General features: G+C 47.7%; 16 protein-coding genes and 2 tRNA genes. 11 read left to right on the top strand and 7 right to left on the bottom strand.

Annotated elements, in window-relative coordinates; translation table 11 throughout:
- Positions 1-2: 2 nt before the first annotated feature.
- Complete coding sequence (locus tag WBG78_RS01620; protein ID WP_337324613.1) at positions 3-671, bottom strand: 3-hydroxyacyl-CoA dehydrogenase family protein; 669 nt, start codon at positions 669-671, stop codon at positions 3-5.
- Positions 672-741: 70 nt separating this feature from the next.
- Here WBG78_RS01620 and WBG78_RS01615 point away from each other — a divergent pair, with 70 nt between their 5' ends.
- From WBG78_RS01615 to WBG78_RS01600, 4 genes are all read left to right on the top strand, one after another.
- The gene (locus WBG78_RS01615) at positions 742-1,125 is read left to right on the top strand and encodes a RidA family protein (RefSeq protein ID WP_337324612.1); all 384 of its coding nucleotides are present in this window, start codon (positions 742-744) and stop codon (positions 1,123-1,125) included.
- A gap of 220 nt (positions 1,126-1,345) precedes the next feature.
- Positions 1,346-1,418, top strand: a tRNA-Gly gene (locus WBG78_RS01610).
- 184 nt (positions 1,419-1,602) lie between these two features.
- On the top strand, positions 1,603-1,995 hold the full coding sequence (locus WBG78_RS01605) for a four helix bundle protein (protein ID WP_337324611.1): 393 nt from the start codon (positions 1,603-1,605) through the stop codon (positions 1,993-1,995).
- A 4-nt stretch (positions 1,996-1,999) separates the two neighbouring features.
- Positions 2,000-2,088 (top strand) — tRNA-Leu (locus WBG78_RS01600).
- 60 nt (positions 2,089-2,148) lie between these two features.
- Here the strand turns inward: WBG78_RS01600 and WBG78_RS01595 are convergent.
- Positions 2,149-2,847 carry a Bax inhibitor-1/YccA family protein gene (locus tag WBG78_RS01595; RefSeq protein ID WP_337324610.1) on the bottom strand — a complete coding sequence of 233 codons (699 nt, stop codon included), beginning with the start codon at positions 2,845-2,847 and terminating at the stop codon, positions 2,149-2,151.
- A gap of 254 nt (positions 2,848-3,101) precedes the next feature.
- Between WBG78_RS01595 and WBG78_RS01590 the strand changes: the two genes are divergently transcribed.
- From WBG78_RS01590 to WBG78_RS01580, 3 genes are all read left to right on the top strand, one after another.
- Complete coding sequence (locus tag WBG78_RS01590) at positions 3,102-3,464, top strand: PadR family transcriptional regulator (RefSeq protein ID WP_337324609.1); 363 nt, start codon at positions 3,102-3,104, stop codon at positions 3,462-3,464.
- Between the two features lie 86 nt (positions 3,465-3,550).
- Positions 3,551-6,256, top strand: a complete 2,706-nt coding sequence (locus tag WBG78_RS01585; RefSeq protein ID WP_337324608.1) for an ABC transporter permease — start codon at positions 3,551-3,553, stop codon at positions 6,254-6,256.
- 67 nt (positions 6,257-6,323) lie between these two features.
- Positions 6,324-6,812 (top strand): GNAT family N-acetyltransferase, encoded by a 489-nt coding sequence (locus WBG78_RS01580; protein WP_337324607.1) that lies wholly within the window; start codon positions 6,324-6,326, stop codon positions 6,810-6,812.
- Positions 6,813-6,923: 111 nt separating this feature from the next.
- On the opposite strand, the gene WBG78_RS01575 is transcribed toward WBG78_RS01580, so the two are convergent.
- Positions 6,924-7,241 (bottom strand): DUF4286 family protein, encoded by a 318-nt coding sequence (locus WBG78_RS01575; protein ID WP_337324606.1) that lies wholly within the window; start codon positions 7,239-7,241, stop codon positions 6,924-6,926.
- A gap of 123 nt (positions 7,242-7,364) precedes the next feature.
- Here WBG78_RS01575 and WBG78_RS01570 point away from each other — a divergent pair, with 123 nt between their 5' ends.
- The 3 genes from WBG78_RS01570 (at position 7,365) to WBG78_RS01560 (ending at position 9,544) form a co-directional block, all read left to right on the top strand.
- Positions 7,365-8,081 (top strand): hypothetical protein, encoded by a 717-nt coding sequence (locus WBG78_RS01570; protein WP_337324605.1) that lies wholly within the window; start codon positions 7,365-7,367, stop codon positions 8,079-8,081.
- A 123-nt stretch (positions 8,082-8,204) separates the two neighbouring features.
- Positions 8,205-8,894: a hypothetical protein gene (locus tag WBG78_RS01565; protein ID WP_337324604.1), complete on the top strand. Its 690-nt coding sequence runs from the start codon at positions 8,205-8,207 to the stop codon at positions 8,892-8,894.
- Entirely contained in the window at positions 8,891-9,544 is a 654-nt protein-coding gene (locus WBG78_RS01560) for a hypothetical protein (protein WP_337324603.1), read from the top strand. The genes WBG78_RS01565 and WBG78_RS01560 overlap by 4 nt, the downstream gene beginning before the upstream one ends.
- Before the next feature lie 120 nt (positions 9,545-9,664).
- Here WBG78_RS01560 and trhA read toward each other — a convergent pair whose 3' ends face one another.
- Positions 9,665-10,363 (bottom strand): PAQR family membrane homeostasis protein TrhA, encoded by a 699-nt coding sequence (trhA, locus tag WBG78_RS01555; RefSeq protein ID WP_337324602.1) that lies wholly within the window; start codon positions 10,361-10,363, stop codon positions 9,665-9,667.
- A 92-nt stretch (positions 10,364-10,455) separates the two neighbouring features.
- On the opposite strand from trhA, the gene WBG78_RS01550 reads away from it, so the two are divergent.
- The gene (locus tag WBG78_RS01550) at positions 10,456-10,869 is read left to right on the top strand and encodes a hypothetical protein (protein WP_337324601.1); all 414 of its coding nucleotides are present in this window, start codon (positions 10,456-10,458) and stop codon (positions 10,867-10,869) included.
- Positions 10,870-10,907: 38 nt separating this feature from the next.
- Here WBG78_RS01550 and WBG78_RS01545 read toward each other — a convergent pair whose 3' ends face one another.
- The 3 genes from WBG78_RS01545 to WBG78_RS01535 form a co-directional block, all read right to left on the bottom strand.
- Complete coding sequence (locus WBG78_RS01545; RefSeq protein WP_337324600.1) at positions 10,908-12,125, bottom strand: NAD(P)-dependent oxidoreductase; 1,218 nt, start codon at positions 12,123-12,125, stop codon at positions 10,908-10,910.
- Between the two features lie 3 nt (positions 12,126-12,128).
- Complete coding sequence (locus WBG78_RS01540) at positions 12,129-12,902, bottom strand: TIGR00266 family protein (RefSeq protein WP_337324599.1); 774 nt, start codon at positions 12,900-12,902, stop codon at positions 12,129-12,131.
- Positions 12,903-13,407: 505 nt separating this feature from the next.
- On the bottom strand, positions 13,408-13,632 hold the full coding sequence (locus WBG78_RS01535) for a hypothetical protein (RefSeq protein ID WP_337324598.1): 225 nt from the start codon (positions 13,630-13,632) through the stop codon (positions 13,408-13,410).
- Positions 13,633-13,640 lie beyond the last annotated feature (8 nt).

The following is a 13,640-nucleotide window of genomic DNA, read 5'->3' as shown; positions in this document are numbered from 1 at the left end:
ACTCAGGACGAGATATTCAGGTACTCATTCTTGAGCAACGGACAAATCTTATATCGCTCGTCACGGGTATCATCATAGAGGGCCTCTATCAATTCATAAACGTGTCTGATACCAATACGCTGAGCCCATTCAAATGGCCCATATGGATAATTTGTTCCAAGTTTCATGGCCAGGTCAATATCAGTCCGTGTTGCCGTGCCTTCCTGTGCCGCATAATAAGCTTCATTGATAATCATGCAAACAATACGCGGCGTTACCAGACCGACACGGTCCTCGACTACCTGATACGCCGTCTTCAGCTGGTCACAAAGATTGTGAAGCAGCGTCAGGTCCTCAGCCCGATGAACAGAAACTTCCAGTACCTCGCGATTAAATAGGGTAGGCATACCGTTAAAGCCAAAGATCCTGCTGCTCGCCTGTTGGCCCGCCAGGTGAACAAGTTCACCCAGACTAATCTTGCATGTGTTAATAAAGACTGTAGCAGGATGATCAAAATAGATCTCGAACTGATGTGGCTCTTCGTCAATGATAAAGTCGAACACAACCTCGTTGCTGAGCAAATACTTTTCTGCATCGCGATGTTCGTTCACCCACGAGTATTCGTGCTTGTCTCCGAACTTCTGCCTCAGTTCCTGCAGATTGATTTGATCGCCGATAACTAAAATATTCATCTGCCGCCTTTAATAATTGAACGATGATTACTTTTGGTTGCTGCTAAATTAGTTTTTAAACCCTACAATCATGTCAAAATCTGTCGTTTATTCCGAGCATGCACCCGAACCCATTGGCCCATACAGCCAGGCAATTCAGTCGGGCAACATGCTGTTTGTTAGTGGCCAGATTGCGCTATCGCGATCAACCGGTGCCATGATCACTACCAATATCGAAGAAGAAACGAAGCAGGTGATGGCCAACGTGAAGGCAGTCCTCGCCGCCGCAGGAATGGACTTTTCCAACGTTGTGAAGACATCAATATTCCTGAAGGACATGAACAACTTCCCCACCGTAAATCAGATTTACGGAACGTTCTTCCAGAGCACGCCCCCCGCCCGTGAAACCGTCGAAGTGAGCCGCCTGCCGAAGGACGCCAACGTGGAGATTTCCTGCATCGCCGTCAAGTCGTAAATTAACGATGCACCTCGTGGTTATCGTAACTCGGCTACCTCTGGCGACTTCCACTTGCTAAAAAGACCTTTCCCGTTCGTACCATGCGGTGTATGACGCTGCTCTCGAACCAGGGAGCTGCACATAAGCACCACACTGTCAATGCAATACACTATTTATTCTGCATATTTGGAAAATCAGTAATCAAGACTAAATTTGCACTCCCAAGTTAAAGGGACCCGCGGGAGTAGCTCAGTTGGTAGAGCACGACCTTGCCAAGGTCGGGGTCGCGAGTTCGAGTCTCGTTTCCCGCTCAGATTCATTTGGAGATTTATTGATTGGGTGATTTGGAGATTTTGAATACCGGCGAAGCCGGGATTTGATTTCTGCAAATCACTCAATGCTTTAGGGGTATTGGATTCAAACCTGAACGTATTTCGTCAGGTTTTGTGGTCTTTGAAATGTTGATTGAGTAAGGTCGGACAATTACGTTCGTGCATGAGCTCAGACGAATTGAAAGAACGATGCAAAGCCTTTGGCCTGGCGGTGATCACAATGTTCAAGATGTTCCCAAAGGCATCTGAGGCACAGATTTTAGGGAAGCAACTGCTCCGTTCGGCGATATCAGTTGCAGCTAACTATCGAGCTGCATGCAGAGCACGCTCCAGGGAGGAGTTCTTGTCCAAATTGTCAATTGTCGTCGAAGAAGCTGATGAAACCGTCTTGTGGCTTGAATTGATTAATGACTCGAATACTTTCAAAGTAGATCCGAGTCTCATAGAGGAATCAAAACAACTTCTCTACATTATGTCGTCAGATCGCAAAACCACAAAAACCAACCTCCAAAGAACCAAAATCTCCAAATCAATAAATCAACAAATCTCCAAATGAATCTGCCCGGGTGGTGAAATTGGTAGACACGCAGGACTTAAAATCCTGTGGATAGTAATATCTGTGCGGGTTCGACTCCCGCCCCGGGCACCAGCCATTTGTCGATTTGGTGATATGTTGATTTGTTGATTTAATGCCGGCGCTTTCGCGCCTCTACTTTCTGCGGCCGAAAATTCGAAGAAGCTTCAGGAACAGGTTGATGAAATCCAGGTACAGTGTCAGTGCGCCCATCACCGCCGCCTTACTTTCTTCCTCGCTGTCAACACCACCAACGCCTGCCGTCTCCTTTATCTTCTGCGTATCGTAAGCGGTAAGACCCACAAATATCAGAACACCCACATAAGTCGTTATCCAGTACAGAGTAGAACTCTGCATGAAAATGTTGGCGATCGATGCAATGATCAATCCAATCAATCCCATAAACAGAATGTTGCCCCACTTCGTTAGATCGGCCTTTGTCGTATAGCCGTAGATGCTCATCACAGCAAATGTTCCCGCAGTTATAAAGAAGGTCGAGGCTATCGATCCCGTTGTATAAATCAAAAAGATGAACGACATCGTAACACCATTAAGAACAGCATACAGCAAAAACACCAGGGCAGCCGTTGACGCACTCATGTTTCTCACCCAGATGGCGAGATAGCCAACGAGCACCAGCTCGAGGATGATCAAACCATAGAAGATAACCTTGCTACCGAAAACAAACTCCAGCATCGCTTTCGAAGAAACGACGAGCAGTGATACAAATCCGGTAACCATAAGGGCGAGGGCCATCCAGCCGTAAACTTTTACCATGAATCGCTGAATGGCGAGCGAGCGCTGAGCATCGTGAGAGAAGTCCAATTGGTTCATACAGAAAACGTTTTAATTAACTAAAAATACGCAATCCGGTGAGTTGGTAACCGCCACTCGCCGATTCCCGGGAACGCCCTTCCCCGGGCCCTCAATGCCTCCGTGCTCGCAACAACAAAACAAATCGGGTCCGCCTTGGTATCCGAATGAGAGCTCATTCGAACTTAATGCATCGGCCCTGTAACGGCTTATTGCAAAAAAGCGTCTAAATACATAACTTTCCTATGCATTTGAGTTTTATGCAACCGCAAGCCATGGCAACCGAAACCAACGACCAGCATTCATCCGAGCTCCTGAAGGGCACTCTTCAGATCATCATTCTCAAACTTCTGTCTGACAACAACAGCATGTACGGGTATGAAATCACGCAGCGCGTTAGAGAACTCTCTGACGACACCATCGTGCTGACAGAAGGATCGCTCTACCCAACGCTCCACAGGCTTGAGGCCGAAGGTTTGTTGAAAACAGAAACTGTTCAAATGGGAAAACGAATTCGCAAGTACTATAGCCTCACGCGTCAGGGAAAGAAATCAGCAACAACAAAGGTCGACGAGTTCGCTTCGTTTGTCCGAACGATGAGTCAGGTGCTCAACATCAAAGTGGCATCGGCAACATGAAAGTCATCAATCACGAAGGAGAAGATGATACCGTACCAATTGCAATATATTAAACAGACTGGCAGCGGCCCATACCATCGATGAGTATGATCACCGATGAACATATCGCCTACATCAGCCGGGATCTGCACTACCGCGGCATCGTGGAGGAACACATCCAGCACGAAATGCTCGATCATCTGTGCGAACAGGTAGACGCAAACATGACGAAAGGACAGCGCTTCATCGATGCCTACGAAGCCGCTCTCATCTCACTGGGCTATTCCGAAGGCCTCTTGAAAACCCAATCGCTGATCATCAAATCAGAACATTCAAATTCCCTCACCATGCTGCACAACTATGTAACTGTAGCGCTGCGAAATCTCAGCAGACAAAAGATCTATACGCTCATCAACGTCTTTGGTCTCGCCGTCGGACTTGCTGCCTGCCTTGTAATCGGACTCTATATAGTTCAGGAATTTCAGTTCGATAGTCATCACGAATACGCCGACCGGATCTATCGCATCGACGCACATGCAAAAATTGGTGTCAATGAATTTGACATGACCTATCGCAGCGCTGTGGAGGCAAAAGACCTGCAGGAAACTTTTGAGGAGATTGAAGCCACCGTGCGCTTCAGGCAGATGGGTAGCTATCTCGTTAAGACTGCCGAAGGAAACGACAACGTAAAAGAATCAAATGTCATCTGGAGCGAAGGCACATTCTTTAAAGTCTTTTCGGTTCCTGTGCTCGAAGGAAACGCTGCTACCGCCCTGTCACAACCCCATGGTGTTGCCATCAGCAAACGAATGGCTGATAAATATTATTCCGGCAAAAGCGCCGTAGGGCAACCAATCATTCTCGACAACGCCAGGTATGGAATTGTATCAGCTGTATTTGAAGACATGCCAGCGACTTCTCATTTTCACTTCGACATAATAATTGCCTTCAATGGCGATTGGCCAATAGCGAGAGAAGCGGCGAGCACTGACTATCTCACAGAGAACTTCATCACTTACATTCTGCTGAAGCCCGGCGCAGATGCCAGAGCTCTCGGAGAGAAGCTACCGAGGTTTATCAAACAACACGTCGGCGACGCACTTGCCCGTGCCATGGGTGGCGATTTCTCCTTCGACAAGTTTCTGGAACAGGGCAATCGATATAGCATTACACTTCGTCCGTTGCGCGACATCCATCTTCATTCAAATCTCAAAGGCGAGTTCGAACCAAATGGAAGCATCAGCTATGTTTACGTAATTGCCGCAGTCGGTATCGTTATCCTATTAATTGCCTGTATTAATTTTGTAAACCTGAGCACAGCACGTGCGAATACGCGCGCCAGGGAGGTGGGCATAAGAAAGGCAATGGGCTCTCTGCGTATTCATCTTATCCGTCAGTTTCTAACGGAGTCGCTACTGGTATCAAGCGCAGGCTTTCTGATCGCTCTCATCATGGCGTGGCTTTTCCTTCCCTGGTTCAACCACCTCGCTCAACGTGATTTGAACATTCCCTGGGCAAGTGCCACGTTTATCGTCATCATTTTGATGTCGACAATCAGCGTCGGCGTTGTAGCAGGACTTTATCCTGCCTTCGTACTCTCGGCATTTAACCCGGCGAAGGTGCTAAAAGGTGAACGAATCCGCACCTCAGGAATCAGTGCTTTCCGAAATGCGCTGGTTGTCGGCCAGCTTGGCTTGACTGTATTGTTTACCGTCGTTACACTGGCGATCATGCAGCAGCTCCGGTTCATGCAGCATAAAAATCTCGGATACGAAAAAGATCACGTGATCATCATTCACGACACCTATGCACTTCGTCCCAACAATGTAAATCCATTCAAGAATGAGGTCCTGAACCTCCAGGGCGTTAGCACTGGCACAGTATCAGGATACGTTCCGGTAGAAATTGAAAACGCCGGACGAAACAATAACACTTTCTGGGAGGAGGGAAAGGAACCAACAGGTGAGAACCTTGTCACCTTTCAGCGATGGAGCGGCGATCACGATTATATCAAAACCTTCGGAATGAAGTTGTTGGCAGGTCGTGATTTCTCGAAAGACATCAAAACGGATGACCAGGCCGTCATCATCAACGAATCCGCCGCGCGTCAATTTGGAATGAAGGATCCGGTCGGGCAGCGCATTGTTAAGTTCGACGTCGGCACTCAAGGGCAGGAGCAGCAACAAAAGTGGACCATCATCGGAGTCATCAGCGACTTTCACTTTACGACAATGAAGGAAGCGATTCTTCCACTGGGAATCTTCCTCGGCAACACTGACGGAAGTGTCAGCTTCAGATACAAAACAGACAACCCAAAAGAATTAATTGCTCAGATGGAGAACGTATGGAAGCGGCTGGCACCCAATCAACCATTCAATTATTCGTTCATGGAGAATGACTTTGCGAACATGTATCAGGCCGAAGAAAGGTTAGTAAAGATCTTCACATTGTTTTCGGCAATGGCAATCATCATTGCCTGTCTCGGTCTGTTTGCATTGGCATCATTCGTGGCACAGCAGCGCACCAGGGAAATCGGGATCCGCAAGGCACTAGGTGCAACGGTAGAAAGTATACTCCTGCTGCTCTTAAAAGACTTTGGTAAGTTGGTGCTGGTTGCATTCATTGTATTCAGCCCCGTCGCGTACTTCGCGGTGAGCAGCTGGCTTTCATCCTATGCTTACAATCCAGGCATAGGGCCATCGTTGTATGTGATACCGGCAATAATTATATCGACGATCGCCGCGGCAGCTGTGCTCGTTCAAAGTATCCGGGCGGCAACTGCTAATCCCGTAGCGTCGCTGCGTAATGAGTGACGATAATGTATATAAATTTTGATAAGAAGTCGTTACATTTTTTCGAAATTGCCGCGAAAGAAACGGCATGTCGAAAGCAGCAATAAGGGAAGGACGTAAATCCGATCTCCCTCGGGTATTCGAGCTCGTGAAAGAACTGGCAACCTTTGAAAAGGCGCCTCACGAAGTAACGAACACAATCGCCATGATGGAGGAGGATGGCTTCGGCCCTCGTCCGGTTTATGGATTCTTCGTTGCCGAAAATGAATCAGGCATCGTCGGCCTTTCATTATTCTACTGGCGTTATTCAACGTGGAAAGGCAAACGCCTTTATCTGGAAGACATCATTGTCACAGAAAACGTCCGTGGCCAGGGTATCGGCAAAATGCTATTCGACCGCACCATGCAGCATTGCCTTGATCAAAAGTGTACTGGAATGATGTGGCAGGTACTCGACTGGAATGAACCGGCAATAAACTTTTATAAGAAGTACGGCTCAAAACTCGATGGCGAATGGATCAATTGCCACCTCGACGACAATCAAATAGTCGACTACTTCAAAAACAAGAAAGATTGAGCGTGCCCAAACTCACCTCCAAATCCGTCCTATTTGGTATAAAGTAATTGCTTACACTGAGCACAGAAGGTCCACAATTCTTAATTCTTAACTCTTAATTCTTAATTTTCTCTACACCTGTTCCAGCAGTGTCATAAACGCCACATGCTTATTATGATAACGTGTTCTGTGCTCATCAATAAGTGCCGGGTACTTTTCAAAGTATGAGGTTACATCGTTGAGCGTGTTCGCGAAGTACTGAACACAGTAGGATACTGACTCTTCGTTCTCGTCGTGCAGAACCTTATAAAGTTTGTAGTCCACGAACAATTGAGTGCGCATTACTTTCGGAATGTATTCCGCCTTCATCCAACGCAGCCATTCGTGCTCGATGTCTTTGTCGACACCTACCGTTATGTTGTAAAGAAACATAGCTGCAAAGGTGCACATAATTTGCCCCTGGTCTACTACGTTTCGGCCATTTGCACGTCCTAAAAGAAATTATTTTTCCGCTCGCGCTTTTGTAACTTTCTACAACAATTCACACATTGGATATAACAAGACCCCACTGTTATGAGAATCAGGATCCTCTCCCTGACGCTGGCAGCAAGTGCCTTCGTCACCCTTACAACATCTGCACAAACATTGTTGGTAGAAAAGCGTCCCGTTAAGACTGAAGAGTCGTCGGAAGTTGAGTCCTGGACAGCAAAGTTTGATCAGGATCAAAGCTATTGCCAGGATGTTTATGGCGACTTTATCAAAGAACTGGTGAAAACAAAAGTGGAGAAGCGCGGTAAGAACGTTCTCGTTGCCGTGAAGACGCAGTTCCCCGAACTGTCGTCACTCCGGATTGATCAGCGAGCCATCTTTACCCCCGAGTCGGCGGGTACATCAGTGTCATTTACTTTTAGCCCTGGATATGATGTTCACTTTACTTCAGAAACTTATAAGGACGAATTTGCCAAGGCGGAAGCATTTGTGAAGAATTACGTCCAGTATCACTATAAGAAGTACTACAACACTCTGATCACAACGCTGCAAGGTAAGATGAAGGGCCTTCAGAGTGACATCGAGTCGAACGGCAAGAAGATGGATAAGAATAACAAGGCAATAACTGCCAACATCGCCGATGGAGAGACGGAAAAAACAAAGACTAAAAACGACAAGATGAACAAAGAGAACGATCAGCTTGCCGCAGAGACAGACACGAAACGGAAAGAATTGGCGGACATTGAGGACCAGCTTGCCAAAGCAAACGATAGCCTTCACAAAGTGCTGCAATTCAAGTAATGGCTTTTCACTGATAAGCACCTGTCCGCTCCCGCAAAAGAGAACATGTTGAAGAGATCAAAGCGTTGATTACAAACTTAAGTTGTTGGGGATCTATGTTCGCTACCATTAGCCATTTCGCACATGCGTTCCCGCGGTAAGATGCTTCCGAAGGATTTTTGGTATCGGCGCATGTCCAATAGCGACGTGCTGAACCCGGTTGACCGGATCTCCGGAATACTTTATGGCCTTATCATAGTGCTGTCGTTTACCGGTACCGTTAGTGTGTTCACGGCGAAACAGGAGATCAAACAATTGCTATGGGCAGCGTTGGGTTGCAACATCGCCTGGGGTATCGTCGACGCTACTATGTTCCTGATGGACACATTGATCAATCGCGGACATATCCGCTCAATCATTAGTCGTGTGAAGGCTTCGAGCGATGAAGACGCCACAAGAAACATGCTGGCTGAAGAACTAGATCCCCTGGTGATTCATGTGCTGCATAATGACGAAGTCGATCGCATTGTTAAAAGACTTAGGGAGTTACCCTCTCTATCCTCGAACTCACTTTTGATATGGCCCGATGTCGTTAAGGCGTTGAAAATTTTCCTCCTGGTATTCATCGGCACCCTACCCGTAGCGTTGCCTTTCGCCTTTTTCAATGATGTGTCTGTTGCCATGCGGGTATCGAATGCCATCGCGATTGTGTTGCTGTTTATCGGCGGATACTTCGTTGCCGGGTATGCCGGATTCCGACGCATCATTACCGCATTCACCTATGTTGCGATCGGAGTACTGCTTGTGTTCATCACCATAGCGCTCGGCGGATGAAAAGGGCATCTTTGACAAAAGCTAAGTCGAAAATCGCTGCGTTTCTATGCTGCATTTGCGTCGCCGCGACAGCTCAATATAAAACAGACAATTCAGCACCTGAGTCTTCGTCAGATTGGAGTATCGTTCCCACCCTCAATTTCTACTTCATCCCCGATGACTTCTTTATCCTCCCAACCATCACCGCCGACAAAAACAAACTGCATCTCGAAGCCCGTTACAACTATGAAGATCGCGAGACCTTTTCGGTCTGGGCAGGCTATAACTTTGAAGGAGGCAGCAAACTTACCTACACGATCACGCCTATGGCCGGCGGCGTGTTTGGTCTTTCAAACGGACTTGCTCCAGGGCTGAGATTTGAATTGAATTATAGCCGCCTGACATTGGCCAGCGAAAGTGAGTACTTTTTCGACCTCGATGAAAAGCAAAACAACTTCTACTATAACTGGAGTGATCTCAGCTATTCGATTACAGATTGGCTTTGGTCAGGCGTGAGCGTGCAGCGTACGCGCGCATACTCCACATCGCTTGATCTCCAGTATGGATTGCTTATAGGCGGAGGTTATAAACGTTGGGAACTGAATACATACGTCTACAACATCGGCAACGTAGAGACATTTTTGATGGTATCGATTTCGGCGGAATTTTGATCGCAGTTTGTGACTTGATTCGCAGATACCTCACATGCTTAACCACGCATGTATTAAGTCACGCAGACGACGTTGATAACTTGCTTGCTATTGATAGTCAACACCTGAAAATTTACTTTCCTATTGAGGAGGCAACAGAGTAAGCACCGAAAAGAAGTGAAACACGCTGCCCCCAATAACAAACAAATGCCAGATCGAATGACTGTATTTCATTCTCTCCAGGAGAAAGAAAATCACACCTATTGAATAGGCAGCACCTCCAAGGAGCAGCCATGTAAATCCGATCGAAGACATCCCGTCATACACGGGCTTGATGAAAATCACAACTGCCCATCCCATGATTAAGTAGAGAATGGTAGAGAGGACTTCAGCACGGCCGGTATGAATGGCCTTGAATACAATTCCCAGCACAGCGCAACCCCACATCGTTCCGAATACACTCCAGCCGATCCATCCGTTGAGCAAAGTCAGGCAAAACGGAGTATATGTGCCAGCTATAAGAAGGTATATCGACATATGATCAAACTTCCGGAACGTGCGCTTCACACCCGGATGGACGAATGAATGATACAAAGTTGAAGCAGCATATAGGATCACCATCGACGATCCGAATATAGTAAAGCTCGTTACATGCCACGCGTTGCCATGTATGGCAGCCTGTACTACTAACAATACAAGTCCGGCAATAGCCAACGCAGTGCCTATGCCATGGCTAACGGCATTGGCGATCTCCTCTCCGTTTACTGATCTCTTATTTGAACTAAGTGCTTCTGTAACACTAACCTGATCGGCTGTGTTCGGTAACCTTTCCGCCTCCATGATCTTAACCTTCCGGGTGTTTAACCCGATAACAACGAAATCTAGGACGATTTTATTGAGAATCCACGCAAGTTTTGTTACCTTCCTTACGTATGCATCAAGTGACCCGAATCATATTGTCACTTTTGTTGGCTGTTAGCAGCGTTTTGCCTGCACTTGCTCAAATAAAAGCATCCAGGAAAACGGTCGCGCTGGAGTTCGCGGAACCGGAACCACTTCAGGTCGGGTGGCGCCGCTTCCTGCCTGGCCTGACTCCCGATGCCGATCGAATCACCAAACCATCTGTTCCATACCTGGCGCTGCCGGTGAACACCACGGCGTTGCTGGGCGAATTCTACTGGATGGGATCAACAACACGTCAGTCGTATAACGACGGCAAAATCGGACGAACTTATTACTGGGACGCGCAGGGAAACCTACGTGGGTCCATGCTTTTTATAGATATCGCAGGTAAGGGCAAACGGGGAATTAAACTCGCCTTCAGCAGGCACCGTTCGGTGTTCTGATTCATCAAGATTCTCATCACCTCAGAGCAAAGCTGACCTTACTCCTCACCGCGAACGTAGTTATCAAGATACCGGAAGCGTGGCATCAGCGCTCCCTTTTGAGCAATAGTGCCGCGCTCAATGATCGTATCGGGATCTTCACCAAACAACGGTTTCAATATGCGATCGATGAGGTCGCGCCCGAATTCTTCAGACGCACTGCGTGGAAGCTCACACGGAAGATTATCTATCGCCATTACCGTAATGTAAGCGTCGTTCGAAAACCCCGGATGCGTTTGCCCGGTAGCAGGATCAAAATCATATACGGGATCAGCAATACTTGTTGCCCGAACAGTGCTCGGCACAGAGCCATTGATGTCGCAAGTGATGTCAGCAATAACCTTGATCCTGAAACTAGGATCCTGCATCGCCTCGCGGGTAAAAAGTACGGGTGCACCAGGATTCCAGAATGCCCCGGCCATCAGCACATCAGCTACCCGCGTGAATTCGTAAAAGCGGCTCTTGTAACGGTCGGGATACTGGTGAAATTCTCCGCGGTTAAAAGGTCCTCCCTCTGTCCGGTCGTGATAGTCGCTGCTGTGAAGCTGCACATACACGGGTTCATTGAATTGCCGGTGTAGAAAATCAAACGGACTCACCTTCCGGATGCCCGCAGTATCTAGCGTTTCCATAGCACCTTTACCTACTCTCCCGGAGCCGGTTAGAATGATCTTAATAGAAGGCAGCGCCACCTTGCGCAGCTCAAGCTTAAGATCGTTCACATCAAAACACTCATGTGCCCGCTTCAATTGGAATTTACCATAGCGTCGGCCGTAAGTCCACAAACCGTTATACGCCCCCACGATACCCGCGTATCGTCCAAAGGCAACGAGACGATTGTCCTGATTATCTTTTAAAGCCTCATAGTCGATCAACCGGATCTGCTTCCCCAGCACGGATTGCAGCAGACCGCGGTTGTAAGGTTGCTTCTTGATAGTGTGCGAAAAGAAAAGGTAGGTCTTACCCGACAGCAGATTGGCAACGGGCACTTCTTTGATTCCCATCAACACGTCGCACTGCGATATGTCCTCAACGACCCCAACACCAACGGCCGCGTACTCGTCGTCAGAAAAGCAGCGTATGCTGCTCGACTGACAATAAACTTTTACCCAGGGGAACCGTTGCATCAGTTCCTGTACCTGAAGTGGTGTAAATGGTACGCGCTTGTCGGGCGGGACCTTGCCCTCACGAATCAGCCCCAGCTTAATTGAATCCATCCATTAGCTCTCAAACAGACCACCGAGCAAAGAACTTGCTTCCTTACCGGAATTACGTCCATAAGGTGCCAGCGCCTGAACCAGTTTTCGAATCGGCATTGATTGCAACCATACTCTACCGGTACCCCTAAGCGTAGCCAGAAATATCCCTTCACCACCGAACACCATCGAACGAAGTCCGCCGGCCATCTGCACATCAAAATCTATTTGCGACTCAAAAGCCACAACGCACCCGGTATCCACGCGAAGCGTTTCATTGTTGAGCGTGCGCTCTATTACTGTTCCGCCAGCGTGAACGAAAACTTTTCCATCGCCCTGAAGCTTCTGCAAGATGAAACCTTCGCCACCCACAAGGCCTGAGCCGAGCTTACGATTAAAAGCAATCGACAACTTTGTTCCATATGCCGCGCATAGAAAACCATCCTTCTGTACAATGATTTCATTCCCCGGCAGCTCCGACAACTGGATCGGTATAACAGTACCAGGATATGGCGCGGAAAATCCAGCCTTAGCTTTGCGCGAGCCACGGTTTGTGAAGTGCGTCATGAAAAGGGATTCGCCGGTCAGCATTCGCGAACCAGCCGACAATAACTTATCAAACAGACCCTGGTTCGGATTGGAGCCATCGCCCATCTTGGTCTCGAACTGAATGCCATCCTCCATAAACAACATCGCCCCCGCTTCGGCGATAACGGTCTCTTGTGGATCGAGCTCAACTTCAACGATCTGGATACTCTCTCCTTTAATCTGATAGTCAATTTCGTGCGATCTGTTCATGGATATTTTTGGTTAAAGATAGGAATGCTAACGTATGTGGCCCGCTACATGTTGTCAATAAAGCTGGATCCCGCCTCTTACGATCAGGTAAGGTTTTTCTCGAAGACTGGATTAGAACAAGTTGCCTTTTGGCTTCAACAATTATGGAAGGAAGTGAGGATGATATAGGCCGCCGCTACCCGGCATCTACTTGTAGTCGCCAAGTCCGGTTCGTACACACACTATCCAAAGTTTGTTCAACGTTTGTCCGAACCCTCTGACCAAAAAATGTGAAATTGAAGAGGAAAACGGGTTGCGGAGCTCAAATATTCAGAAATCAGGCTAAAAAACGGCTTTTGGATTTCTTCGGCATAACGGCCGGCAATCTGTAACCCGCTGAAAATCAATCGAAAGTACTTTTTGAAAGTATACCAAGCCCGCGACGTACCCTTGCCCTACAAGGGCATCTCTGATCCCTTAAGATACGAAAAACGGGCAGCAGATGGTTGAAGAAGATGTTTGAAAGCTACTTCCCCTTTTTGGGCTTATCACCCTTCTTCATATCCTCGTAATCATCGCGCTCCGCCAGCTTCTTATCATCCACATTCTTGTCGAGGAACTCATTCAGCTTTTCGATATCCATGTTCGCCTTGATCTCTCCGAACTGATCAATCGTAATATCAAGTCCCTGCAATTCCTTGTGAACCTTTGGTTGGGGCTTCGTTTCGGACTTCTTATTCTTCTTGCTCATAGCGATTA

Origin of the sequence: Chryseolinea sp. T2 (assembly GCF_037203685.1) — a bacterium.
GTDB lineage: Bacteria > Bacteroidota > Bacteroidia > Cytophagales > Cyclobacteriaceae > Chryseolinea.
The sequence above is the reverse complement of the archived record's forward strand: the minus strand, read 5'-3'. Positions and strand labels throughout refer to the sequence as shown.